This is a genomic window from Bacillus sp. B1-b2 (genome assembly GCF_009183415.1).
Lineage (GTDB): Bacteria > Bacillota > Bacilli > Bacillales > Cytobacillaceae > Niallia.
Window position 1 is genome coordinate 91,317 of the sequence record NZ_WEHU01000003.1, and the last position, 24,678, is coordinate 115,994.

The window sequence follows — 24,678 nt, forward strand, 5'->3', positions numbered from 1 at the left end:
ATAATAAGTCTAATTATTTTACAATTACTATTAGGCTTAGTTCAGCCATTATATGCAAGTATATCATTCTCTCTACTACCTGATTTATGCGCTGAAAAAGAACTAATACAAGCAAATAGTGTATTAGACGGCACGCTTAGATTAATGAGCTTTATTGCACCTGGTATTACATCTCTACTACTCTTAATAAGTCCTCTTTATGTGATATACATTATTTCAAGTGTCATGTTTTTACTTAGCTATATTTCCTTATTACAACTACCACAGAAAAGTGTAGAAAAAATATCAACCTGGTCGAAAAAGTTCTGGTGGGAAGAATTAAAAGCAGGTTACTTCACATTTTTTCAATATCCCTATTTATTGAAATTAACGATCCTATCTTCCATTGTCCAGTTCGCCGTAGGAGCAACCTTAGTATTAAATGTTCCTTTTATTCGCGGTGAACTCAATGGACAAGCATGGGAGTATGCGATATTCTCTGGTACTTTCCCCGTTGGTTACGCGATAGGAATGCTACTGCTCACAAAGTTACCAAAAAACAAGCTTATCATGTATTCAGGATTAATCGGTGGCGGACTTTCCTTTGTTTTTCTTTTTTTCGTTCCAACTATCCTACTGGCATGGGCATGTGAGCTTATTGGCGGGATTTTATTTCCATTGTTTAATGCTCAGAGCGCTGCATACTTTCAGAAAGAAGCACCTAGAGATAGACTTGCACAATTAAGTTCTATTCGTTTACTTTTTTTAAGAATAACGATGCCTTTAGGAATTTTATTTGCCTCTGCTTCATTTCTAGGAATGAGCACACGATTAACCTATTTATTCATAGGGACATTTATTGTACTACCTGGTTTATATTTTTTTATGAAGCTTCTTTTCCAAAGATTGTTGCTGAAAAATGGAATATGGTAGAATATTAGAATAGGAGGTGTGGAAAATAATGGATAGAACCAAGATACACCCATTAATACTATTCAGTCTTTTGATCAATGCTATTGCAATGGGGATGTTCGCTTTTGAAAATTATAAGGAAAATAATATAGGTTACACTGTAACATTTATCATACTATGCCTATTTTTAATAGTTCTTACAGGCTACGGATTAGTGAGAAACAATAAAATAAACCGTATCAGTAAATAAGAGAAACTATGATTCTTCAACTAACCTCCTTTAGTTAATGAAAATATCTGCTCTGTTCTCTTAAATATTCCTAGAAAAAAACAATATACTCTTACCTCACTATGTTAAATCATAGTAACGTTAATCAAAATATGTATATTCGGAAAAGGAGTACATTAATGAATCTACATGACTATTTATCATTCATTTTCGGCGAGAAATGGGGAAAAAAACAAGTAGGGATTTTTGCAGGACAAGGACAACACGAAGAAATAAAGTCAGTATTAGGACAAGTTAAAACTATAGAAGAATGGAATCAATTTTCAGATCTTGTTTTTTCTATTAGAGGACTAAACATCTCCCAAACCGAGCCGAATGACGTATGGTTTATTCTATTAGAGGAGCTATTGGAAGAAAAGGCTTAACAACCTTCTTGCTTACATTAATGCAAGAGGTGTTGCCACTATAGATATATAAGTAAGTATTATATATTATTAATCCAATAATCTAATTAATTTGAAATGTGGAGTAAACTGCATAATTATATAAGGGGGTTAACTACTTCCATTAATAACATTTCCAAATAAAAAGGCTCAAAATTAACTCTTTATAGAAGTAACCCCTCCTCGTTCCAAATGTACTTTATCTAAAAAGACCGGTTTAGAACCGGCCGACCAATTTATATAGAGTTAGAGCGCCCAATCCTTTGCTTAAAGCCATTTGCAAGTGGAACAACAACAATGCCGGCAATAACTAGTTGCATGATGTTACCTGGGACAGAGCCGAACGGCTGAATCCAGTTACTGTAAAGAATAACTTCTGTAAAATAATAACCAACAACTTTGATGATAAGCGCAACCGCGATTGCCAGTATGTATACAAAACTCTTTTTACCTGGCAGCTTTTCAGCAATTAGTCCCGCTACATATCCCATTGCACCAACGATAACAAAGGTAAATGGAGCCCATAATGTCCATCCGGAAATAATATCAAATAGAGCCATTCCGAATGCGCCTACTATTGCGCCTGATTTTTTTCCTAAAACAAAGGCAGCAATTAATAGTGGAACATTACCTAAGTGAATTAGTCCTCCGTTTCCCATCAATGGTAGCCTAATGTTGATAAACATTGTAGCCAAAAACGTTAAAGTAATAAATAGTGCATTGAGAACCAACATTCTCGTTTTGTTTTGATTTGTTGTTAACATGTAAATCCCCCCGAGTCCATTCAAGTGTTTGTGTTCAGATTATAAAAAAGATTCTCCTCTTTCTTAATGATTACTAGTATAATAAAATCTGACAATATAGAAAGTGCCACTTTTTAAAAATATTACATGGTCAGAATGGAGATACTTGAATGGACATGCTTATGTATGAATTGAATAAAAATACAACAAAACCCTTGTATGAACAGCTTTACATTGGTATTAAAACCGCCATTTTGAATCAACAATTAGAAGTTGGAACAAAACTACCATCTAAAAAAAAATTAGCCGAATTTTTAAATATTAGCCAGACAACTATTGAAGTTTCATATGCTCAGTTGATTGCAGAAGGCTTTATTGTGTCAAAACCACGGATTGGTTATTTTGTAGAAGATATTACTGAATTACCTTATGCTGAAACAGAACATGTTGAATTACCTGTAGAGGTTGCTGAAGAAAAAAAAATCCAATTTGACTTTCACCCAGGAAAAATTGATACAGACTCCTTTCCTTTTTCACAGTGGAGAAAATATGCGAAAAATTTATATGATCTATTATCAAAGGAGTTGTTACAGATTGGAGAACCCCAAGGGGAATACATTTTACGAACGGAAATAGCCAAATACCTGTATCAATCAAGAGGGATTGTGTGTAAACCGGAGCAAATTGTAATTGGTTCGGGAACAGAACAACTTCTTCCTATGATTTTAAGGCTGCTTGATAATGATTCAAACTTTGCCCTCGAAAATCCTGGCTATTCGGCAATCCCTAGAATTCAACTGCAAAATAAAGCCATTCCGATTCCGATTGATGAAGATGGATTAATTGTAGATGAATTGGAAAAAACAAATGCGAATGTGGTTTATATTACCCCTTCCCATCAATTTCCAACTGGTGCGGTCCTTTCCGCTACAAGAAGAACACAGCTAATGCATTGGGCGGCAAAAGCGGAAAATCGCTACATCATTGAAGATGATTACGACAGTGAATTTCGTTATAAAGGAAAACCCATTCCTGCCTTGCATGGAATGGACCAAAACGATAAGGTGATTTACTTAAGTACGTTTACCAAGTCTTTAATGCCTTCATTACGTGTGGCTTATTTTGTTTTGCCATCAACATTACTGAAGAAATATAAGGAAACATTCAGCTATTATTCCGCAACGGTCCCTCGATTCGATCAGCATATTGTAGCCAGTTTTATGAGAGACGGATATTTCTCCAAGCACTTAAACCGTATGCGAAAAATTTACCGTAAGAAACTTGATAAACTGACACATGTTTTAAAAACAGATTATCCAGAAGTTATCATTACTGGAGATCAAGCCGGGATGCATATATTAATTTCTCTTCCTCTACAAAAAAGTGAGCATGAGTTAAAAAGAATTGCAGCAGAAGGCTCTATTGCCATTTACGCTGTAACCGATTATCTGTTACATCCAATAGAATATAAGTTTCCAACCTTTCTGTTAGGGTTTGGCGGTATCCCCTTAGAGAAAATCGAGGAGGGCATTCACCAATTAATGCATTGCTGGGGGATTGAAAAAAAGTGAGAGAGGCTAAGTTTTTTTCCCCTTAGTCAGGTTCTAATCAAAAAACACCGGAAACTTCTCCGGTATTTTTTGATCGATTTTTTTTAATAATTTTAATTCTTTTTCGATTTCCCGAATAGACGAGCAATCACCCAAAAAATCGGGATAATGATGAGTGTACTTAAAGCTGTTATCAAATAGATAAAGAGATTCCCAGGAAGGTTGATAAAATACAACAAACTTTTTCCAAATTTACTTTTTGGTTGGATATCAAAAAGATGGACAATGATCCATTCTGCTATCATCCCAAGGATCAGCCAGATTGCAAGAATGCCAATGATTGTATATATAAACGTTTCCATATACATCTCTCCCCTTTTTCATTTAATAGCTAATAAGTCTGAACTACTAACTTCCTATTTGTATAGTAAATTCTCCTGAACTTCATTCTTTATATGTAGAAGGGTATTTTCTAGAACTTAGTAAAAATGATTAATTCTAACTTTATCGAAATTCTTTGAAAGTAAATTAGCAAGCTTTACTAAACATAAGCACATCTATCCTGCGAATAAATAGAAATAATTAGAAATTATATAAAAAAAACATACCAAGCTTTCCTTATCAAATACCCAAATTTCAATAATTTCACTCCTGTAGCATAATTATCCAGTAAATATACTGATAATCGAGTGTTATTTGATTTGCTAGAAATAAACCTTTTTCAACTTCTGTTTCTGTTCGCTGGATAGTTATATACTTGCATTTATTAGTGAAGTAGAAGTTAACTAAAATATTATTCAAAGGATACCTTATTAAACAATGGTATCCTTTGAACAATATCATAATGATTTTTATTGTGCTAACCCTTCCCTTAGTTGAATAGAAAATTTGCTACCACTCCACAGACACAGAAGAGGCTGCTCCAAAACCAGTTTGATATTCCTTACCTGATTTTTTGCCCAGTTAAGCTTGGTTCCAAAAGAAAAGACTTACAACAAGTGGAATAACACCTGTAACGAGAAGAATAAGACTATTTCCAATAATACCTGTTAATTTCAGACCTCTCCCTTTCGTTAAAATGCCAAGGATTAAACCAATGAAAGGTAAAATAAGACAAATAGAAATCATTACAGGACCAGAAAATAGGTCACCACTCAAGAAAGAAATAACGTAAACTACTACTGGTATAATAAAGAATACAACTGATAAGAAACCAAAAATATTTCTCATAATTTCTCCTTTCTACGCACTGTTAAATTCTAACATAATTGTAAAAGTTGCAAAATAAGACAAGATGAATTTCTCAAAAAAATAAATGTAATTGGTTATCATCACACCTATCTTTCCTATTAAAAGAAAGTGTGTTTTAAGCCCGAATGAAATAACTAAATGCAGGCATCCTTTGGGAAAAGGTGGTTTTTCATAGGTTTATCCCCTGCCCTTTTCTACCATAAGTAAAGTTTTCCATATCACAGGATTGCTGCCCCTATAGTGAAACAAAAGAACTGCAGCTTTCCACAGTTCTTTCTGAAATAATTTTTATATAATTCCATCTTAATTGTCTACTTAATAAGCATATATCCTAGTTAGTTCCCTTTTCTCATGTCCCACCAAATTTTGAATAACTTCTACTAGTACTCATTATTAGATAAAGTTTTCCTAAAGCAAACCTAGAAAAAACTAGACTACTTCCAAGTTTCATCTAATTTATCTGAATAGAAATTCAAAGCTTTTTTATAACTTAGTATTTCTTTGTCATTTGTCGTATTTATTAAACACTTTAGTAACAGTTCCATGGCTTTACTATGTTCTTTTAAATTGTATAAGGTCATGGAATAAAATACTTGAATTGCTTGATTAGTTGGGAATAATTCTATCCCTTTTAATAATATATCCTTTGAACTTTCATATTCTCCTAAGGCTCTATATGTACTACCTAATCCCAATATGGCACCTTCCATATCTTTAGAAGGTAATCCAATCTTTATAGCATTTTCGTAATAAGGAACTGCTTTTTCTTCTTCTCCCAATATATCAAAGCTCCAAGCATATTGATAGTTATATAGAGCATCCTCTGGAAATTCCCTTACCAATACACTAAGCACTTCGTTAGATTCTTTAAGATTCCCATTCTTTCGTAGATCTATTGCTTTATTTAGTTTGTCATTCATTACTTACATCTCCAATACTTCTATTTCTTATCTCACATAACACTTAGTAATTCTATTTGATTCACAAAACTCCTTCTTTCGCTAACCTTCCCTTATTTAGACTCAAGAGGAAGCTTCCGAACGAACCTTAAAGCCCTTATCACCAGAAGTATCTAGATACCTAATAATCTGCTCAAGCGTGAATACTGTAGTGGTTGCTCAAGTTCCTCCCTACATAATCCATATCAGCTATTACATAGGGGATAAATTTTCTTATATCGTTAGTTAGAACTTACTTCTTCTGTTTCAATGATTCCCGACCGAATTTACAATTGAGCCCTTCCATATATTTAGATAGTGAGCAGTACCGCGGCACAGTAGAAAAGGGAAAGCTAGCTGGTCTCGTTAGACCCATTAGAAGATATTCGGAACACGACAAGTATCTCTGCGGTAGTATTGGATGGAAAATGGATAAAAAAACAAACTCTGGACAAAGAGCTTAAAACATATCCAGTGATAAAGGTTGGCGATTTGGAGGATTAGCCGAAAATCCCCATCCTCCTCCTAAGAGATTAGGAGGAGGCATACTGTTGAAAAAAAATTGTCTATGGACAATTTGTGAAAATAGAGATAAATCCTCTCGTAACATAATGGAAAACGAGGGATTTTTTTATGTACTTCACCTATTCAAATATGGAAATCGTAGAAAATCGAAAGAGATATGAAATAATGTTTGCTGCTTCGTACCATAGAGAATTTGGAAAAGAACACTTTTAGAAAAATAGTCGTAGAAGTCCTCTTATTTTCGTTACTTCCATGAAGAATAAATGAAATAGGCGGAGAATTACGCCTATTTCCTTAGAATACATGAAATTGGAGATATTTTTCTTCCATAACCGGAAAAATCCGCTTATTAGAAAGGAAATTTACATTATATTTGCCATTAGTTGGAATTCTCCGCTTAATTTGATGATTCCTACAAAATAAAAATTGGAGACAATTTCATTGACATAATCTTTTTTAAACAATGTGCCTCCTTCTAACAGATTAGGAGGAAGGTATTCCTAGAAGGACTACAGAAACAGTAAATAATGCGGTTAAAAAGCCAGGAACCCCAAAACTTCAATTTGCTGTTCAATTGTCTTCATTTTCCTAATTTCTATTTCCTTGAAATCTCTAATTATACTTCTGAATTTTTCTTTGCTATAACCTATATCAAAATTTTTTTAATTTATCAGAAAGAAAAAAATTGACAGCATACTGTCCATTACAGCATACTGTTATTAACAGTATTATATTTACGATAAAATAGATGGAGGTTATTACTTATGAAACATACAGGGAGACATACCGGTGCATTTCTATTGCTATTTTTAACAGAGGGAGACAACTATGGAGGGAAACTCCTACAAAAATGTGAGGAAGAACTACCCATCAATCCAATTGATAGTTCGATATTATATCGTACACTAAAAAAATTAGAGGAAGAAGGTGCTGTAGAGTCTTATCTCGATACATCCGTTACTGATAAACCAATAAGGATGTACAAAATCACTAAAGTTGGTAAAAGGAAATTAGAGGAGTTTCAAATAGATATTGCAGAAAAAATGAAAAATTTATCGTTTTTCCTAGAAAAATATAAAGAATGGAAGAATTAAACAATGGTTAGTGGAATTATTCTCTATACTATTGCTGCTATTTTTTTAGGCATTTCCTTCATAAAAGACAAAAATAAATCGAAGGTTGCCTTATTAAATTCATGGAAAATGTTTTGCAATGTTTTACCAGATTTATTAGCCATTATGCTTTTCATTGGGCTAACATTATCGTTATTTACACCGACATTCATCTCATCCATTATTGGTGAAAGTTCTGGCTTACTAGGTATCATTTACTCAACATTCATCGGCTCTATTGCTTTAGTACCCAGCTTTATTGTCTTTCCTCTTGGACATACATTAATTCAAAATGGTGCTGCTCTTCCACAAGTAGCCGTTTTAATGTCAACAATGATGTCTGTGGGACTTGTAACTTTATCTATGGAACAAAAAACTTTTGGAAGAAGCTTTGCTTATGCTCGAAATATTTCCGCTATCATAATGTCTCTTCTATTCGCATTGATTATTGGGGTGATAATGACATGACAAAGCTAAAACAATATCGGTTCTTTTTCATCTTATTATTCATACTTCTTATATTCGCGTTTTTCAATCAATCTATAGCCATTAAAACCATTCAGATAACAGGTAATAGTATTTTGGATATGTTATTCCTGCTTCCTCCTATATTCGTTTTAGTCGGATTATTAGATCAATGGGTAAAGAAAGAATTACTTATTCGGTATATGGGTGAAAAATCAGGAATATATGGAGTCTTTTTCACCTTATTATTAGCAACGGTAGCTGCTGGACCTCTTTATATTGCCTTTCCAATTGCAGTACTATTATTGAAAAAAGGAGCCAGTGTCCGATATATAGTGTTTTTCTTAGGTGCTTGGTCAACAGTGAAATTACCAGTAATAGTCTATGAAATCACTTCATTTGGCTCTAAATTCACACTTATTCACATTTGTTTTGGGCTCGTGTTTTACTATTTAACAGGAATTCTTTTTGAAAAAATTTATGACAGACAAAAATTGATTAAGTAAGTTTAGTTTTAAAAGACATTAAGGACTTAATTCCTGATTCTATAATAGCTGAAGAGTTAAAATTAATTCCCCCCTTCTATAGAACTTCATATAAAAAAATAATAGGGGAGTTTTTAAGATTATGAACTCTAGCTTGACTTGACTCTAGAGATTGTTCGTGAATACTATCATTTTCCAAATAAACCTTGTACTTACAAAAAAAGGGGATACGAGCACTGTATCCTCTTTTTAATTTCCTTCAGAAACTAAAATGAACCTTTGCGACATAAGAGAAAAGCTTTCATTCGTAAAAAGAAGTCACGTTAACTTTATAATGATTTAATACAGCTTAATCCCTTATCAACAGAAGTCTCTATATAACCAATAATCTGTTCAAGGGTGAATATCTTGATTTTAACTTCAAGATTATATGAAATACATGAAATTACTTCTCTTCAACATTTAAAATATTTCCAGTCCGTTCCATATATGTGAACCGGTATGTTTCGCCTTCTTCTATCTGAATATTGTATATCAGCAGCGTAAGCTCTTCTTCTTCCGTCGCAATTAGTGCAATATTTGTGTCGCCACCAGTATACACATCCACAACTTTAAGATCTTCAATCTTCACCACACCATTAGAGTAATCCTTCATATCTCTCACACCATTAATTGTAAAAGAACTAAGCTCAGGGAAAAAAACTATACTTATGGCCAAACAAATTAATCCAAACCCTCCAAATGAAAACACCTGAATCTTGCTTACTTTTTGGGGATTTTTTATTGTGATAACGAGGCAAAAATAAATAAAAAAGACAAGTAGGGTCATACCAGCCAAGTAAAAAGAAACAGTTCCTACCCAATCGTAGATAAATGCGTGATAAAGATTTGTAGCAAAAAGTATTCTTAAGGCACTAAAAGTCACACCTGCCAAAACGAAAGCAATCATTACAATAAGGAAACCATATATAATTCTTGCCCTCTTTCGATTTGCAACATTATGTTTCATTTGTTCCGAGCTTTGTATATGCCGCTTTTTTCTGCCCACTAAATCTCCCCCTTTGAATTATCTTTATCTATTAGATATATACTTTAAATTCTTAAGAAAGTATCCTAACACTATGTAATATAGTTATAACTTCATACGATTAGTTTCTGTGTAAAGTTTCATTTTTCACTAACCTCCCAGATTACGATATTAGAAAACATCAACTCAATAACAACGGTTCTACTTATAATGTTTATTTTCGAGTTTATCAACAAGGTACTACCGCTCATTATTACCTAGTGTTTCATGAGATGCTTTAATGCTCCTATAAAATTTTGACTTATATTAATCTTGGCTAATTAACAGAATCCTATTATCTACTATTTTTTTAGTAGATAATAGGATTCCTCATAAAAGTAAAAACCTAAATTACAACTTCCATATTGAAGTTATCATTTAGGTTTTTTTGCAGAAATCAACAACAAATAGCTAGATGCCTTCTTTTTTCTAGTTCAACCTTTATTAAACCATCAAATAGATTTAGCCACGTCAGGGCTAATTCTACCTCTATGATTAGGCCATTATTATTTAAAACGAGTAAGATTCTCCATCTTCCGGAACTAATACTTGAGAGGAAATCTCTTTTTGGCTGACAAAACTCATTAATTCTTTTCTTGATAGTGTCCAATGGTTTACAGCTTCCATGTGAACACAAATAATTTTTGCATTAGGAGCAGCTTGGTAAACCTGATAAACATCATCTTTCCCCATTACTAGAGAACCACCTTGAATGAATTGATTATCACCAGCATTTACAACCATGATATCTGGTTTATGTGTGTTGATTTCTTCTTGAACTCCTTCATACCACACCGTATCTCCAGCAACATATAATGTTTTCTCATTTGCATGTTTGAAAACAACTCCACACACTTTACCAGCAAGTTTCAAGACTTCTCCTCTACCATGTTCTCCTCTCGTTTTGCTTAATTGTATCCCTTCATAAACTGTATCCTCTTTTAAAAGCTCTATATTTTTGAAACCAGCATTTTGAATTCTAGTTGCATCTTTTTCATTTTGGACAAATATTTTTTGATCCTTTGCCAACACTTCTTTAGCAATATCGTCCCAATGATCAGGATGAGTATGGGTCACGATGACAGCATCTACATTCACTATATTGTCAATGGATGTTGGTAGGGTAACTAAAGGATAAGGTTGATCGCCTTGTGGTGCACTAGATGCTGGATTAGCCATAGGAGGATAAGCTCCTTTTTCGGCTAGCATTGGATCAATCAAAAACCTTTTTCCTGCATATTCCACAATGATTGTTGCATTACGAACTAGTTGTATCTTCATATATATTAACTCCTTTTCTATTGAAATTTCTTTGGAACAGTGTATATTTTAAACTATGTCCTATTGAGTATTACATAGTATAAATAAAGTGTTTTCCTCCTTTGACTTTATTTATGAAAGGAGTTAATCAAATGATGTTAGATAACACAGATATTCTTATCCTAGACGAATTATCCAAGAATAGTAGAATAACGATGAAAGAACTGGGAGAGAAAGTCCATTTGACTGGACCAGCTACTTCAGCAAGAGTGGCCAAATTAGAGGATAGTGGAGTTATTGAGGAATATACCATTAAACTCAACCAAATCAAATTGGGATATTATATACATGCTTTTATTACTATCATTACACAAAGCTTAACCATCAGCCATATTTATCATTTATCAAAGTGCAGGAACAATACCTTGTACGTAACTATAAAATCAGTGGTGATGGTTGTTATCTTCTTGAATGTAAATTTTCATCTAATGAACATTTAAATCAATTTTTGGAAGAGTTAAACAAGTATGCTAACTATAAATTATCGATTGTTATTGATAAATAGTACATCAAATGTTTGAATACCAAAGGACTAATGATTAGAAAAGATCACTTTTTAATTTGATTCAAAAAACCAAAAATAAAAGAACCAACAAATCCAATAATAAAAATCGTAATTATAGAGTAATATCCAAGTTGTTCACCTCTTTAGAAAAAAGGAACCCTATTGGTTACCTTTTTTTCATCCCTTTTTAATCCAAAATTTTAATACTCCATTTTCTTCTTCCTGTTTTATTAATTCATGTCCACCTGATTTAGTCCAAGCTGTTAAATCGTTTATTGCTCCTTTATCTGTTGTATGGACTTCTAATACCTGTCCTGTTTCCATTTCTCCCATTGCTTTTTTTGTCTTTACAATCGGCATTGGGCAGGCCAACCCTTTAGCATCTAATACTTTATTTGAATCCATCTCGTATTCCTCCTATTTTCAAATTATCGAACGGCACAACGGTTAGGTCCAATTTCCATCTCTTGTTGTTTCTCTAAGTCCGGATTAATTTTCCCCATATTTGTTTCACGAATTTCTTGATATGCATTTGGTTGAGGTGGTAGGTTTTCTGTTACTAATTTTCTAAATTCGTCGTCACCATCGATATTGAGTCCATGATTTTCTTTAAACAATATACCAAGGTTTTCTGCAATACTTCCATCTCCATTCAACTCATCTATGATCATAAAATGTGCTGGTAGGACAATTAGTTCTTCTGACAATTCTTTGTAGCGTTGATACAAAGTTTCCCTTAAATCACCCACCCAGTCTTCTGCCATACCTGCAAGGTCTGGTCTTCCAATGGAATCAATGAACAAAATATCGCCTGAAAGTAAGTATTTTTTATCCACAATAAATGAAGTAGAACCAATCGTATGGCCGGGTGAATATAAAGCTGCAATATTAATAGTTGAGTTACCGATTTTTATATCATTACCATCTTCTAATGGTTGGTATGCAAAAGTCACTTCCTTTGCATCCTTTGGTGGTAACCAATAAGTAGCACCTGTTTTCTCAGCAATTGTACGCCCTCCAGAAATATGGTCTGCATGAAGGTGTGTATCAAAAACATGTGTAATTTTCGCATTCTTACTCTCAGCAAACTCAAGATAGGTACTTGTCATACGTGATGAGTCGATTACTACTGCTTCCCCTTCCGATAACACCATGTAGGAAAGACAGCCTTTACCAACTCGAACAAATTGATAAATTTCTCCACCATCATTCAGATTACCTATTTTAACCGGTTCTAAATGTTCACTCCATTCTTTCATTCCACCCTTAAGATAAGACACATTTAAACCGGCATCAGATAGCATTTCTGCCACCATTACTGATGATCCTTCTTTTGCACAAACAACTAATACTTCTTTGTTAGTAGGAATTTCACCAAAAATGTCGTCTACACCATCAAGTAATTCAAAATAAGGAACATTTAAATATTCGAAGTTTTTCCCTTCAATCCTCCAATCGTTAAAATCACTTTCATTACGAACATCCAAAATAAACAACTCATCTTTATTAAAAACTTTTTTCGTCACATCTTTTGAAGTCATTACATTAGCAGTCATGCATATACCCCCTGTGGTATTATTATATTTAAAAAAATATTAATCTAGAAAGTGAAAGTTAACTCTTCCAAAGTAAAGAAAATGGATACTTCTTGTTCAGTTGCTACTGCAATCTGTAATGTTAAAAACCTAATAAGCATCAACTAATCCTCCTTTACTTGCAATAATTGCTTCTTCTTTTCATCGTTAATTAACCATTATTCAATCATTTATACTGCTTGATTTTCCATTCCATTGACTCATTCCTGGTTCAACGTTAATAACGTTTTTATATCCATTTTCGGATAATTTTTGTGCAGCAAGATCGCTACGATTTCCTGTTTGACAAACTACGTAAATTTCATCATTTTTATTTAAATCATTTAATTTATTTTCTAATTCACCAAGCGGAATAGAGATAGTTTTAGGAATATGTTTAAATGCATATTCTGCAGTTTCTCTGACATCAATTACAACAATACTTTTATTTATTTCTATCTTCTTCTCTAGTTCTTCATTGTTAATAACATTTGGATGTTTTTTTTCATTTGATTCTTCATTTGAAGATTTACGAAGATAATGCTTCAGTAACTCCCCTTCTTCAATGGTTCCTAGATAGTGATGTCCAGTGCTTTCAGCCCATGCTTTCATATCTGCTTTAGAGCCCTTGTCCGTCGCTTGAACTTCTAGTACTTGCCCTGCCGCTAAATTTTTCAACTCTTTTTTGGTTTTAACAATGGGCATTGGACATGCTAAGCCTTTTGCATCTAAAATCATATTTGCTTTTAAGTTTTTCATTTTAAACCTCCACATTTATACCCAACTGGGTATTTTTGAAATTAAAAATATTTTTTTCTATTTTCCTTCCCAAGCAAGCATTCCACCAGTCATGTTTATCACATTAAATCCATGCTCTTCAAGAAATTGTGTGGCACGACCACTTCTTGCTCCAGAACGGCACACCATGATATATTGCTTTCCTTTATCTAATTCATGCATACGAAACTCCACTAAACCTAATGGAATATTAACGGAACCTAAAATTTTCCCTTTAGATACTTCATCTACTTCTCGTACATCAATAATATTCAAATTTTCCCCTTCGTTTAAAAGAGTCTTCACTTCTTGTACAGCCATTTGTTTCATTATATAATCCTCCTGACATTTATTTAAAACCATGCACTTATGCCGCCTTTGACATTTGTTACATTTCCAAAACCTAATTTTTTTAGAGTTTTACTAGCTTGTTGACTCCTCATCCCACTTTGGCAGATTACAATAACTTCTTTTTCTTTTGAAAGTTCTTTCTCTGCTAATTGAGCAAGTTGATGTAGTGGTATATTTTTAAAACCTTTGATATGATTTCCTTTAAACTCTCCATTCGTTCGAACATCAACAAATTGCTTGTTCTTATTATTTAATTCTTTTCTTAATTCTGTTGTAGTTATGTTGTTAACTCCTTTTATTGGTAGTAACTTTTTCAAAAAAAATAATAGTAATAACACGATAACAAGATAATTTATATAGACCATACCGTAACCTCCTTTATCCATGGAAACTTTTTAATTATATAAACAGGTTTACATTTCCTTCCTCAGCATCCGCTAAATAAGCAGCAACCCCTGCATATTCAATATTATTTAATAGCTCTTCTTCTTTAAGACCTAACAAATCCATTGTCATAGTACACGCCACAAGTTTCACATCTTGTTCTTGAGCCATATCAATTAATTGTGGCAGAGACATAGCGTTATGCTTTTTCATCGTATCTTTAATCAGCTTAGGACCAAATCCAGCAAAGTTCATTTTGGAAAGCCCCATTTTATCAGCACCTTTAGGCATTATTTTGCCAAACATTCTTTCCATAAAACCTTTATGAACCGGAATATCTTCATCCTTTCGTAAGCCATTTAAGCCCCAAAATGTATGAAAAATAGTTACTTCATGATCATAAGCAGCTGCGCCATTAGCTATAATATAGGCAGCCATTGCTTTATCATAATCACCACTAAATAGTACAATGGTTGTTTTCTTCTTTTCTGTCATATTCTTATCCTCCTAGTTTAGTAAAACCTATACGTGTATGGGTATTGTATGATTTAATAAATCACATTAACTTTAATACACCATTTTCTTCTTTCTAACTCAATAGTTCATGCTCAATTGCTTTAGACCAAGCAGTCAGATAGTTCTTTGCGCCTCATCAGTTGTATGGATTTCTAAGATTTAACCTGTTTCAATCTCAGTCATAGCTTTCTATGTTTTTACAATAGATAGCGGACACGCTAAACCTTTAGCATTTAACATCTTATCTATCTTCATTTGTAATTACCTATTTTTCTAATACAGTTACCCCTATGGGTATTTAATCATTCAAAAAAAGAGAAGATGTCAACTCTTTTCTTATCGACTTTTTACAAGGAGGCTTACAGCTTCTTTTACTAATTCCTCTGTATTTTCACCATTTTTGTCAGCTTCCCGTACACATTCAATTAAATTTGAACTAACAATTAACCCTATTGTTCGGTCAATTCCAGTTCTTGACGCAGATAATTGGGTGATTACTTCCTTGCAATCTTTATTTTCTTCCATCATTTTCAAAATACCTCTTAACTGTCCTTCTATACGTTTTACTCTATTTTTTATTTGATCATTATAATCCATTTTCCTCACTCCCTGTTTAATTGCTACTAAGTAAATCTTATACGTAGAATTTATGCTATATAATTGAGCATTTGATACCGATATATTCATCTAAACTCATAATCAGACGAAATATTTTCACTGACAAGCTTTATAATATACCCCACTAGGTATATTGTCAATAATAATACAACTCCAATATTAGGATTCTTTTACACTTAGATTAATAATTTATAACAAACATATGTAATGTTATCACCCGTATCTCTGTTATTTGATGACCCACTTTTAGTTACACAAACAGATAAATAGACATGGACAAACAAAAAAGCAGTGCCACAAGATCCAAGCATATTCAGATTTTAGACACAGCTTTAATCTGGATCTTTAACGAAAATAGATGCACTTTTTATTAAGGAAAAGCACCCGTTTGTTTAAGTGTATCCCTTCACAAACTTATCCCTTTTCTTACTGCCTTAAAAGTATCATGTCCTTTTTACCACATATTTTGCAATGCCCTTAACCAATAATATCGTACATAATTTGTGATATAATTTAAGAAATAACCTTATTTTAAAATATGTTTATTACTAATATTAACTATTTTTATTTTTAGAAGGAGGAATACAAATGAATGAAGAACAAGGCGACACACTAATAGATTACATAGGTGTTATGTCTGATAACCTTACCAATGGTACCAACAACCTAACTGAACAATTAATTAGCATATTAAATGTAACAAATATACTTTTAGGTATTATTGCTGTAACTTTAGTTACATCCACCATAGTTAAAATAATAGAAATCAAAAAATCCAAGTAACATTACCTAATGGAAAAAAAGGATTTAATTGCTCTTTTTTCTTTATGGTAATGTTTTTTTAATGATTATTCTTGTCATTCTTTGCAACAGCTACATTAAAAGAAGTAACTCATTTCTTCCACAATCCTGCCCCGTTTCTCCCAAAAGAGTTTTTTCAATTTCTTACAGGGAAGCTGCCAAGATTCAGACATTAGAAAAAGGCTTCCTTTTTATATAAGGAAAGCACCGTTGAACATATATACATTTTGCTCTATTTTAAAACTGTCTCGGCTGGTGTAAATGCTTCCCATTGATTATATTTCGTTGTTATTGATGAAATAAACCAATACTCTCTAAGTGGTTCTAAATTCTTTTCAACAACTATAATCTTCTGTCCACCACCATAATTTCCATATGATGCCCATAAATCGTATTTAACTGTATACCGAATTTTGGATTCGCTAAGTTTTTCTACGTTGGTAAAACGAAAGTTGCTAACCGAAGGGCTTGACTGCCCTGTTACCCAGCGAATTTGCTCAAATTTACTCCTCGATTGTTTTTGAAGAGAAGGGGACAACATTGCATATTGAACAGCACCACTTCGATTATTTACGCCTAATAACCATAATTCAATGGCTTGTTTTGGTTCGCCTACCATTAAACCATTCATAAAAGACATTAACTGGATTTCTAAATTATTGAGTTGTTGGACTTCAGGAGTTGTTTTCCCCTTAAGAGAATGGGTATCGTTTGTTTTTGCATTTACTGTTCCATTAGACAACCCACAAATTAATATACTAAATAAAATCACTAGTAAAGGTTTACTTTTATTCATTTTCTTCACCCTAAATTATATTTAGGTTTAGTATTTCTTATTCAGTTACAATCATTTCCCTTCTTCCACTGCCCCTTTTCTACCATAAGCAATGGTTTCACTCATAACAGGAATGCTGCCCCGTTTATTACATAAGAATTAGTTAGTGGAATATTTCTAATAATCAGTCCATAAGATTTTTTTGTACCTACAATATCTTTTTTAATATTAATTCATCATTTAATGGAATTCCTTCATTTCCTATTAAAGGTATTGAAGGTTTTAAGTCTCGTGCTTTATTTACACCATTAGGAACAACAGTTGTAATTCTGTAACCTCTTTTTTGATAAAATTTTAAAGCATTTATATTATCATTTGTGGTTACTAAACTTACTATTTGTATTTTTTTCTGCTTTGCTATGTTTTCAACTTTCTCCATCAATGAGGTGCCAATGCCCTTTCCTTCTTGAAGACTATCTAATGAAATAACCTCAATTTCATTATCTTTAATTATATAAGTAACTAAACCAATAATCTGATTATTCACCTCAAAAATGAATCCATCCAAAATATCGCATCGATAAATACCAGTTGAAATTACCATTTCAGGACTTCCCCAATGTACTTTAAAAAAAGAAACTACCTTTTCTCTATTTTCTATCGTTATTTCTTTAATACTCAAGTGAATTCCCCCATATCTTCCAAACACTTATTTAAGATTACTCATTTAACATTATAAAATATGATAACAAATTATATAAAAGTTTCTTCCACTAATCTCCCCTATAGTGACATAATAAAATAAACTAAAGGGTGCATTCAATCCATCTTGGATTAATGCACCCTATTAGAGAACTCAAAAAAGCAATTGAAATTCAATGTGAAATTTTTATAAGAAGTAGCATCCAAGTCCAAATAATAATATCTCTTGCTGAATTTCTTAAATCTAAAGAATTGACTTGAAGGCTTTTCTATGCCTAAAGTAATCAATTGTATATTTAGAACTTATGTATAAAAGGAAAATCCCAGATGCCCCAAAATAAGCATATTCAAAGACCATCAATAAACCAATAGAAATTATAAAACCAGTAAAGGACAAACCAGTATATAAAAGGAGAGAAGTCATTTTTCGTTTCTCCCTCTCTCTATAGGATTCCTGGTCCGAAAAAATATCGCTTTGTGCATTAGTGGAGTTCTTATAAAAAATATGCTTGGAGTACCACTTACTTTTTGAAAGCAGCGTCCAACCAGAGTCTTGAAAAATCTCTTTATACTCCTCAAACTCTCTCTTATTATTTAAGTTACGAAAATCAATTTTGTAAATTACATTTTGAAGATTTTCATTTTGTGATTGTTCAAAGATATATTGACATTCATCAACATCCTCTGAATCATAACTTTTAAGTATCCAACCTTCGTTTAACATACTTTGTAACCATTCTTCTTCCTTAGAAAAATTAGTAAAACGTTTTGTCACCTTTTTAGTAGTATTAATTTTTTTCACTACTCCCCATCCCTCCTTGAATAATTATCTTTGAATAATTAATCATCCGAATATATCTCGTATACTCCGTATGAAGTACATCTTTTCCTTGATCCGTAATACAATATGTTTTCTTCTTACGTTTTTCCTTTTCAAAAGCTATTGTTTCTATCAACCCTTGTTTCTCTAAATTTTTTAATACTCCATAAAGAGTCCCAGGTGCGATAATATACTTTCCTTCACTGGTATTTTCAATTTCTTTAATAATGCCATAACCGTGAAGTGGCTCTCGATAAAGGGCTAATAAAATTAAATATGTAGATTCTGATAATGGATTTACAGGAATCACCTTTTCTTTTATATTGTCCTACAATATATCGACACTCATAATATATATATAAATATATCGATAGTCAAGCTATAAACAAAATTATGATTCTACACAATAACAAACATCGCGTTAATAGAATGACACCATAATCTCGAAAGAATGTAACTAAGTAGACACTAATGATTTAGTATCTTAATGGTTAACTTGTGAATATTTTCACTTAAATTATCCTGCCCCGATACCACCATTAGATAGAGTGGGGTGACCATTCACATGGCCACCCCCTCATCAAACCGTACGTGACCTAATTAAGGCATACGGCTTACTAAAGTGTTATATTCAACTCTTATTTTCCCGGTAATTTCGGATTTCCTTATATACCAATACCTAAAGTTGAAGTGGAGACCTCACGGGGGGTCATCGCACTTTCCTACTGAACATACCCAATACTATCACTTGATAAGCTTTCCTTAGTCGACTGGTTACTTTGGCAAGGAACAGATAAAGGTATACGGACTTCTCGTTCTTTCCGCACGGTCGTCAACTTATCCAGCCGTTGTCCTTCACGCTTTTGCATTTGGGTCTGCTCATCCAACGTTTCAAAAGCCTGATTCAGATTACTCTTGTTTATTATCATTTCAATTATTTAAAGGAAAGCACCTTAAATAGCAATTGCACCAATAGCAAAACGTTTAGGTTTTTTTATAAAAGTTCCATGAGGTTTTTTTGTAATTAATTCAAGGAGTCATTTAGTTCACAATCTGAATTATTTGCCAAGTTAAAAAATGCTCGTCAGGAACATCCTAACTCCTAAATTTATATAGCTTTTGAAGGCAGTACGACCATTAAGTTAATATTAGTCCGCTGAAAACCATTAGTAGGTTTAGAATAAGATGCCATATAATTGAAAGAAAAATACTTTTAGATTTTACTGAAATACCGCCATAATAAAAACCTCCGAATGAGAAAACAATACATAAAATCCATGAAAAACCAAGCGAATAATGCTGCAGACCGAAACCAATGCTTGTTGCTATAACAGCATATTTTTCTCCTAATTGTTCAGAAAAACGAGTTAAAAGAGTACCTCTCCAAATTATTTCTTCAAAAAATGCATTTGTTAATGAAAATACAAGAGCGACTAGCCATATGTCTTGAAAAAAAGCCCCTCCCTTTAAGATGATTAAGGGTATAAATATTAAAATATTTGTAGTGAAGGCAATGATAAGGAATGTACTTACCTTTGTGCTATGAATACCTGACCAAATAAAAGGAAAGAAAATTGTTTCATTCCACTTTGGCTTGTTCCAGTAGTTATTAAATTTAGTATGAGAAAAAAGAGAAAAGAGTAACATCGGCAATAAAATAATAATCAATGATAATCTACTTAGCAAGATAGATAGTTCCTTTATTTCAATTTCAACTAGAAGAATATTTATGATAAATAAATAAAGGGAAAAACCAATACCAAAGAATAAGACAGTTATAATAAATGATTTTAAAGTATTATCTAACTTAACCAATAAAATTGAAACTAACAACCAGAGTATAACTAGAATTTGATTATGAGTTTGTAAAAAAATGATAAGAAAAGCAAATAATATAATACAAATAATATTTTTCATATCATATACCTCCCCTTCTGCAAAGATATTTCTTGCTTTATCGACGAAAGTTTGCATACATAATACAAATAATGAAACTATTATTCTATTCCTTTTACATTTCGGATTGAATAGAACTCGCCATCCCCCTTCTTTAAGTCACAATAATTATAAAAAGAGGAATTTGTAATACTATGGACCAATTTCCCCACCATCAAGTAAGTAAAAAGGATAAAGTTGAAAACTTACTTTGTTAATAAAAATTAAAACAAATCACTTATATTTATTGGGAAGGTATTATAATTAAGAATAGATAAAATTCTCTATCGAATAATCCCTTTTCTTACATAAGATTAGGGTTAAGGAGTTTTCCCCAATAAGTGGGGTGGTTATTTACCAAGAGCCTATATTGTTTAAGTATTTCTATCTCATTAGGGAAGTGCCCTCCCTTTTCCTTCTTATACGGTGCCACAAGAATAACTGGGTCTCGATGAATATTTTCATATAATATGTCTTTTTGAATAGGTTCCATTCTACAGATACCTATGTCTGCATTGCTAAGTCTAATCTGTTCCCCTATATTGAATGAATTTACTATATTTACAATAACCTCGATATCAGGATTCTCCTCTATAAAATCCAGCAGAATATCTGGGAGTATAGAGGATGCTATTTGTGGAGCAACAGCAATAGTGAGTTTCCGATTATATCCTTGTTTTCACCTGCCGAATTCATCCATACCCTTATCGTATTCATCTAAAAATCCTGTAGCATACGAAAGAAATTTATAACCAGCAGGAGTGAGAGCAATGTTTTTACCAACTCGATCAAACAATTTAATATTCAAATAGTTTTCAAGATTTTTTATATGTTTGCTGAGAGCTGGTTGTGTTAAGAAAAGATCTTCGGAAGCCCGTCGAAGGTTTTCATACTTTGCTACGACTGTAAAAGTCTTTAGTCATTTAATGTCCATTGAATCTCTGCCCCTTTCATTGATAACAGTTTGTTATTAATTTCCAATGTTTTTGTTAATTTCCATTATATACTAGATAATTTACAATTGAAGTACTCTAGTAAAAAATTAGAAATTTCAGGGGGAGATCTACTTTGGATACCACTTTTAATAAGTTAAGAGAAAAGTTTAACCAAAACGCACTACAATATGATAATCAACGAAGGAAATTAATTCCTTGTTTTGATGATTTTATTCCATTCCAATATCTATTATTAAGACAAAGAAGGAATCACCAAGAGTTCTAGACATAGGGGCTGGAACAGGGTTATTTTCTGCCTTCATAAAAGAAAAGTTCCCAAAAGCAAAAATTACACTAATAGATATTTCTGAAAACATGTTAGACCAAGCAAGGATTCGATTTAAAGAAGAGGATCATATTGACTATGTAATTTCTAATTATGCTGAGCATAAATTTGAATATAGCTTTGATATTGTGGTGTCCTCACTCTCCATACATCACATAACAGATGAGGAAAAGAAGAAGATGTTTGATAAAATTTACTCTTTATTAAATGCTGATGGGATATTCATAAATGCTGACCAAGTACTTGGTCATACATCCTTTATAGATTCCTTATATAAAAATGATTGGAAAAATAAAATAAATAGGAGTGGCTTAACGATTAGCGAAATTGATGCTGCTCATGAGAGAACAAAACTTGATAAAATGACTACACTAAACAATCAAATTAATTGGTTAAAAAGTAGTGGATTTAAAGATGTTGATTGTATTTATAAGTACTTTAATTTTGTTGTATTATTCGCGAGAAAAGATTAGCCTGAACACTCTAGTGCCCCCTAGATATCTAACATTCCTATCGTTCATGAGGCCTTTCTTTACTAATATAGTATAGACTTGTAAAAAATATAAAAAAACATTTTACACCATCTAGTATTTTACAATTTCTTATAAGGAATATTATCAAAGAAGCCTTCAATATCACAGTCATCTGTTAGCTGCTTAACTCTTTTTTTATTGTGTCCTTGACATAGGGACCAGTTAAGAATGAGCTTACCTTTTTTTAAGGAAAGCTCCCTATATCTTAAGTGTATTATTTTCCATGTAAAGAATCATTCACCATTAAATCTTATAATCAACGCATTTCTTTCTACTTATTAATCTTCCTATTAACTACGAGCAACTTAATACAATAATATCAGTGCAAAATAAATAGCTTAAAACTACGGGAATTTTTTGGGGGAAGCTTTTCCTTAAAATTAGTATAGAAAAAAACTAAATGAAAATACCCTTAGGACTATCATCTAGTTCCTATTTTCAACAATTAATATATATATCTTGGATGTCACTGCCGTTCTGGGCCACACACTCTTCCTCTTGAATACTTGAGTGCTATCTTCAGTCCAGCTCATCTTGTGGTTTTTCAAGGAAATTTCGAATATGCCTCCCTATTATTAATTCTTATCTTGTAGAGATATCACTTAATTTTTATAGTATCAATCAATAATATAATTGTCTTCTAGAGAAATAAAGAAAAATTATTAAGTTATAGTTTAATCTCCTATCAAACAGGGTAAAGTTTAAAATATTTATATCCTTTTTTATTCTGTACAAAAAATTATAACTAGGAGTAATGTAGATGAATACTATAGATAATATGAAAGATGAAATAAAAAATTTTATTACGGAGAATGAAGAACTGTTTCAAAATAAATTACTTACAGAGGCAGTAAATGTGTCTTCAAAAGTTTCTGATATATTAAAAAAAGGAAATATTGATTTAGTAAAGAACGCCAAAAAATTGATTTTTTTTGTTGTAGAGCAAAAGGAAGAAGATTTAGTTTCTTTTGCTAATTTTGAAGGAATTGCATGGGCTAAACATTCTTTAACCTTAAAGTTGAAACTAGAGTGGATACAGGCTATTCGGAGAACATTATGGCATTATATTAATGTACTTGATAACGAAAAAGATATAGTTCAAAATCGCAATCACTATTATAGTATGGAGAAAATTTTCAACGAGAAAATAGACCAATTTTTAAATAATTTTTTTCTAAGCTATTCAAAATTTAAAGATGAAATGCTTTATAAACAGAGAGAAATGGTGGAACATTTATCAGTTCCTATCATCCCTATTAAACAGTACGTTTCTGTTCTACCTTTAATCGGTGATATTGACGACTATAGAATTAGGGTAATTGAAGAAAAAGTTCTAAATGATATAGCAGAAACAAGAATTCAAACTTTAGTAATTGATCTTTCTGGTTTGGCTACTATGGAAAGAGATGTTATCGATTATTTCGAGAAAATCTTAGCCGGAATATCTATGATGGGTTGTAAAACTATTCTCACTGGATTAAGACCAGAGCTAGTAAAAAAAATGGTTCATTCAGGTATTCACTTTGGGAAGGATTCTGAGACAAAAGGGACACTGCAAGAAACTTTGAAGTTATATCTTTAATTTTAGAATCACTTATAAGCAACTTTTAAGTACTATCCCCTGATTAAGTCAACCATTAATTATTTGGTTGACTAACCAGCGCTAGTATTTACTCTATACCTTTTAAACTTTTATTCAGATCTATATACACTCTCCTACTATACTGGGTATATATTCAATTCATACAATGTAATACTTTTTCAGGTAAAATGTCCCTTTAGCACTTTATTACACTTCTTTCATAACATTCTCCTCATTTGATTCTTTTTAATACATAAGGATGTTGCCCAAATTGTTGCATAAGATAAGAGGCTGGGACAAAACCCTCCTTTTAGATGAAAAAGCCGTGAAATTTTACGAGGAGTAAAATTTCACGGCTTTGTTTACTTTTTCCATAAAAATAAGGACCACTTCTGATAAAATTATAGTTACCACAACAAATTTTATTAGATAGAAGGGTCCTTATGTTTAAAGATTATAACAAACATTATTCTTACTGGAACAGGGTGATAACTGGTAGCTAGCCT

The 24,678-nt window shown here is 32.2% G+C and carries 29 protein-coding genes and 4 pseudogenes; 12 read left to right on the plus strand and 21 right to left on the minus strand.

From position 1 onward, the window contains the following. The first annotated feature begins 15 nt into the window (after nucleotides 1-15). The 3 genes from F9279_RS03940 to F9279_RS03950 all read left to right on the plus strand — a co-directional run bounded on the left by F9279_RS03940 (nucleotide 16) and on the right by F9279_RS03950 (nucleotide 1,545). Nucleotides 16-912: an MFS transporter gene (locus F9279_RS03940; RefSeq protein WP_413463191.1), complete on the plus strand. Its 897-nt coding sequence runs from the start codon at nucleotides 16-18 to the stop codon at nucleotides 910-912. Between the two features lie 28 nt (nucleotides 913-940). Then, nucleotides 941-1,141, plus strand: coding sequence for a hypothetical protein (locus tag F9279_RS03945; RefSeq protein ID WP_152111491.1), 201 nt, complete (start codon nucleotides 941-943; stop codon nucleotides 1,139-1,141). A 158-nt stretch (nucleotides 1,142-1,299) separates the two neighbouring features. Then, nucleotides 1,300-1,545, plus strand: coding sequence for a hypothetical protein (locus F9279_RS03950; protein ID WP_152111492.1), 246 nt, complete (start codon nucleotides 1,300-1,302; stop codon nucleotides 1,543-1,545). 254 nt (nucleotides 1,546-1,799) lie between these two features. Here the strand turns inward: F9279_RS03950 and F9279_RS03955 are convergent, their stop codons facing one another. After that, entirely contained in the window at nucleotides 1,800-2,327 is a 528-nt protein-coding gene (locus F9279_RS03955) for an ECF transporter S component (protein ID WP_152111493.1), read from the minus strand. 149 nt (nucleotides 2,328-2,476) lie between these two features. On the opposite strand from F9279_RS03955, the gene F9279_RS03960 reads away from it, so the two are divergent. Further along, complete coding sequence (locus tag F9279_RS03960; RefSeq protein ID WP_193224436.1) at nucleotides 2,477-3,877, plus strand: PLP-dependent aminotransferase family protein; 1,401 nt, start codon at nucleotides 2,477-2,479, stop codon at nucleotides 3,875-3,877. A 92-nt stretch (nucleotides 3,878-3,969) separates the two neighbouring features. Here the strand turns inward: F9279_RS03960 and F9279_RS03965 are convergent, their stop codons facing one another. From F9279_RS03965 to F9279_RS03975, 3 genes are all read right to left on the minus strand, one after another. Beyond that, the gene (locus tag F9279_RS03965) at nucleotides 3,970-4,218 is read right to left on the minus strand and encodes a hypothetical protein (protein WP_152111494.1); all 249 of its coding nucleotides are present in this window, start codon (nucleotides 4,216-4,218) and stop codon (nucleotides 3,970-3,972) included. A gap of 601 nt (nucleotides 4,219-4,819) precedes the next feature. Then, on the minus strand, nucleotides 4,820-5,086 hold the full coding sequence (locus tag F9279_RS03970) for a hypothetical protein (protein ID WP_152111495.1): 267 nt from the start codon (nucleotides 5,084-5,086) through the stop codon (nucleotides 4,820-4,822). Nucleotides 5,087-5,541: 455 nt separating this feature from the next. Beyond that, the gene (locus F9279_RS03975) at nucleotides 5,542-6,027 is read right to left on the minus strand and encodes a tetratricopeptide repeat protein (RefSeq protein ID WP_152111496.1); all 486 of its coding nucleotides are present in this window, start codon (nucleotides 6,025-6,027) and stop codon (nucleotides 5,542-5,544) included. Between the two features lie 1,307 nt (nucleotides 6,028-7,334). Between F9279_RS03975 and F9279_RS03980 the strand changes: the two genes are divergently transcribed. Genes F9279_RS03980 through F9279_RS03990 form a run of 3 tightly spaced genes read left to right on the plus strand, consistent with a single transcriptional unit; the run spans nucleotide 7,335 to nucleotide 8,653 of the window. Beyond that, nucleotides 7,335-7,664: a PadR family transcriptional regulator gene (locus F9279_RS03980; RefSeq protein WP_152111497.1), complete on the plus strand. Its 330-nt coding sequence runs from the start codon at nucleotides 7,335-7,337 to the stop codon at nucleotides 7,662-7,664. A 3-nt stretch (nucleotides 7,665-7,667) separates the two neighbouring features. Continuing rightward, nucleotides 7,668-8,150 (plus strand): hypothetical protein, encoded by a 483-nt coding sequence (locus F9279_RS03985; RefSeq protein ID WP_152111498.1) that lies wholly within the window; start codon nucleotides 7,668-7,670, stop codon nucleotides 8,148-8,150. Further along, the gene (locus tag F9279_RS03990) at nucleotides 8,147-8,653 is read left to right on the plus strand and encodes a permease (RefSeq protein ID WP_152111499.1); all 507 of its coding nucleotides are present in this window, start codon (nucleotides 8,147-8,149) and stop codon (nucleotides 8,651-8,653) included. Before F9279_RS03985 ends, F9279_RS03990 begins: the two co-directional genes overlap by 4 nt. Nucleotides 8,654-9,077: 424 nt before the next feature. On the opposite strand, the gene F9279_RS03995 is transcribed toward F9279_RS03990, so the two are convergent. Both F9279_RS03995 and F9279_RS04000 read right to left on the minus strand, forming a co-directional pair. Continuing rightward, nucleotides 9,078-9,680 carry a hypothetical protein gene (locus F9279_RS03995; protein WP_152111500.1) on the minus strand — a complete coding sequence of 201 codons (603 nt, stop codon included), beginning with the start codon at nucleotides 9,678-9,680 and terminating at the stop codon, nucleotides 9,078-9,080. A 528-nt stretch (nucleotides 9,681-10,208) separates the two neighbouring features. Next, a complete protein-coding gene (locus tag F9279_RS04000; protein WP_152111501.1) occupies nucleotides 10,209-10,979 on the minus strand; it encodes an MBL fold metallo-hydrolase in 771 nt (256 codons plus the stop codon). 134 nt (nucleotides 10,980-11,113) lie between these two features. Here F9279_RS04000 and F9279_RS04005 point away from each other — a divergent pair. Then, nucleotides 11,114-11,523: pseudogene (locus tag F9279_RS04005) on the plus strand (Lrp/AsnC family transcriptional regulator). A 177-nt stretch (nucleotides 11,524-11,700) separates the two neighbouring features. Here the strand turns inward: F9279_RS04005 and F9279_RS04010 are convergent. The 8 genes and pseudogenes from F9279_RS04010 to F9279_RS04045 form a co-directional block, all read right to left on the minus strand. Continuing rightward, on the minus strand, nucleotides 11,701-11,928 hold the full coding sequence (locus F9279_RS04010) for a sulfurtransferase TusA family protein (protein ID WP_152111502.1): 228 nt from the start codon (nucleotides 11,926-11,928) through the stop codon (nucleotides 11,701-11,703). A gap of 23 nt (nucleotides 11,929-11,951) precedes the next feature. Further along, entirely contained in the window at nucleotides 11,952-13,079 is a 1,128-nt protein-coding gene (locus F9279_RS04015; protein WP_152111503.1) for an MBL fold metallo-hydrolase, read from the minus strand. Nucleotides 13,080-13,280: 201 nt separating this feature from the next. Next, nucleotides 13,281-13,856 carry a sulfurtransferase TusA family protein gene (locus tag F9279_RS04020; RefSeq protein WP_152111504.1) on the minus strand — a complete coding sequence of 192 codons (576 nt, stop codon included), beginning with the start codon at nucleotides 13,854-13,856 and terminating at the stop codon, nucleotides 13,281-13,283. A gap of 57 nt (nucleotides 13,857-13,913) precedes the next feature. Continuing rightward, nucleotides 13,914-14,204, minus strand: coding sequence for a rhodanese-like domain-containing protein (locus F9279_RS04025; protein WP_152111505.1), 291 nt, complete (start codon nucleotides 14,202-14,204; stop codon nucleotides 13,914-13,916). 23 nt (nucleotides 14,205-14,227) lie between these two features. Then, complete coding sequence (locus F9279_RS04030; RefSeq protein WP_152111506.1) at nucleotides 14,228-14,590, minus strand: rhodanese-like domain-containing protein; 363 nt, start codon at nucleotides 14,588-14,590, stop codon at nucleotides 14,228-14,230. Between the two features lie 34 nt (nucleotides 14,591-14,624). Next, nucleotides 14,625-15,104, minus strand: coding sequence for a DsrE/DsrF/DrsH-like family protein (locus F9279_RS04035; RefSeq protein WP_152111507.1), 480 nt, complete (start codon nucleotides 15,102-15,104; stop codon nucleotides 14,625-14,627). 94 nt (nucleotides 15,105-15,198) lie between these two features. Next, nucleotides 15,199-15,380: pseudogene (locus F9279_RS25560) on the minus strand (sulfurtransferase TusA family protein). Nucleotides 15,381-15,461: 81 nt separating this feature from the next. Next, a complete protein-coding gene (locus F9279_RS04045; RefSeq protein WP_152111508.1) occupies nucleotides 15,462-15,722 on the minus strand; it encodes a metal-sensitive transcriptional regulator in 261 nt (86 codons plus the stop codon). A 609-nt stretch (nucleotides 15,723-16,331) separates the two neighbouring features. Here F9279_RS04045 and F9279_RS04050 point away from each other — a divergent pair. Then, nucleotides 16,332-16,526, plus strand: a complete 195-nt coding sequence (locus F9279_RS04050) for a hypothetical protein (RefSeq protein WP_152111509.1) — start codon at nucleotides 16,332-16,334, stop codon at nucleotides 16,524-16,526. Nucleotides 16,527-16,776: 250 nt separating this feature from the next. Here the strand turns inward: F9279_RS04050 and F9279_RS04055 are convergent, their stop codons facing one another. The 7 genes and pseudogenes from F9279_RS04055 to F9279_RS04085 all read right to left on the minus strand — a co-directional run. Then, entirely contained in the window at nucleotides 16,777-17,340 is a 564-nt protein-coding gene (locus F9279_RS04055) for a hypothetical protein (protein ID WP_226793200.1), read from the minus strand. A gap of 187 nt (nucleotides 17,341-17,527) precedes the next feature. Further along, nucleotides 17,528-18,001, minus strand: a complete 474-nt coding sequence (locus F9279_RS04060; RefSeq protein WP_152111510.1) for a GNAT family N-acetyltransferase — start codon at nucleotides 17,999-18,001, stop codon at nucleotides 17,528-17,530. 264 nt (nucleotides 18,002-18,265) lie between these two features. Beyond that, nucleotides 18,266-18,823, minus strand: coding sequence for a DUF2812 domain-containing protein (locus F9279_RS04065; protein ID WP_152111511.1), 558 nt, complete (start codon nucleotides 18,821-18,823; stop codon nucleotides 18,266-18,268). Next, nucleotides 18,810-19,151 carry a PadR family transcriptional regulator gene (locus F9279_RS04070; protein ID WP_152111512.1) on the minus strand — a complete coding sequence of 114 codons (342 nt, stop codon included), beginning with the start codon at nucleotides 19,149-19,151 and terminating at the stop codon, nucleotides 18,810-18,812. Before F9279_RS04070 ends, F9279_RS04065 begins: the two co-directional genes overlap by 14 nt. A gap of 827 nt (nucleotides 19,152-19,978) precedes the next feature. Then, a complete protein-coding gene (locus F9279_RS04075) occupies nucleotides 19,979-20,758 on the minus strand; it encodes a CPBP family intramembrane glutamic endopeptidase (protein ID WP_193224437.1) in 780 nt (259 codons plus the stop codon). Nucleotides 20,759-21,080: 322 nt separating this feature from the next. After that, nucleotides 21,081-21,440 (minus strand): annotated as a pseudogene (locus F9279_RS26165) (LysR substrate-binding domain-containing protein); the annotation flags it as partial. Nucleotides 21,441-21,455: 15 nt separating this feature from the next. Beyond that, nucleotides 21,456-21,683 (minus strand): annotated as a pseudogene (locus tag F9279_RS04085) (LysR family transcriptional regulator); the annotation flags it as partial. A gap of 161 nt (nucleotides 21,684-21,844) precedes the next feature. On the opposite strand from F9279_RS04085, the gene F9279_RS25565 reads away from it, so the two are divergent. From F9279_RS25565 to F9279_RS04095, 3 genes are all read left to right on the plus strand, one after another. Continuing rightward, nucleotides 21,845-21,997, plus strand: coding sequence for a hypothetical protein (locus F9279_RS25565; RefSeq protein ID WP_226793203.1), 153 nt, complete (start codon nucleotides 21,845-21,847; stop codon nucleotides 21,995-21,997). Nucleotides 21,998-21,999: 2 nt separating this feature from the next. Further along, nucleotides 22,000-22,530, plus strand: a complete 531-nt coding sequence (locus F9279_RS04090) for a class I SAM-dependent methyltransferase (protein WP_264298223.1) — start codon at nucleotides 22,000-22,002, stop codon at nucleotides 22,528-22,530. Between the two features lie 820 nt (nucleotides 22,531-23,350). Next, nucleotides 23,351-24,172: an STAS domain-containing protein gene (locus F9279_RS04095; RefSeq protein WP_152111514.1), complete on the plus strand. Its 822-nt coding sequence runs from the start codon at nucleotides 23,351-23,353 to the stop codon at nucleotides 24,170-24,172. The last annotated feature ends 506 nt before the right edge of the window (nucleotides 24,173-24,678 follow it).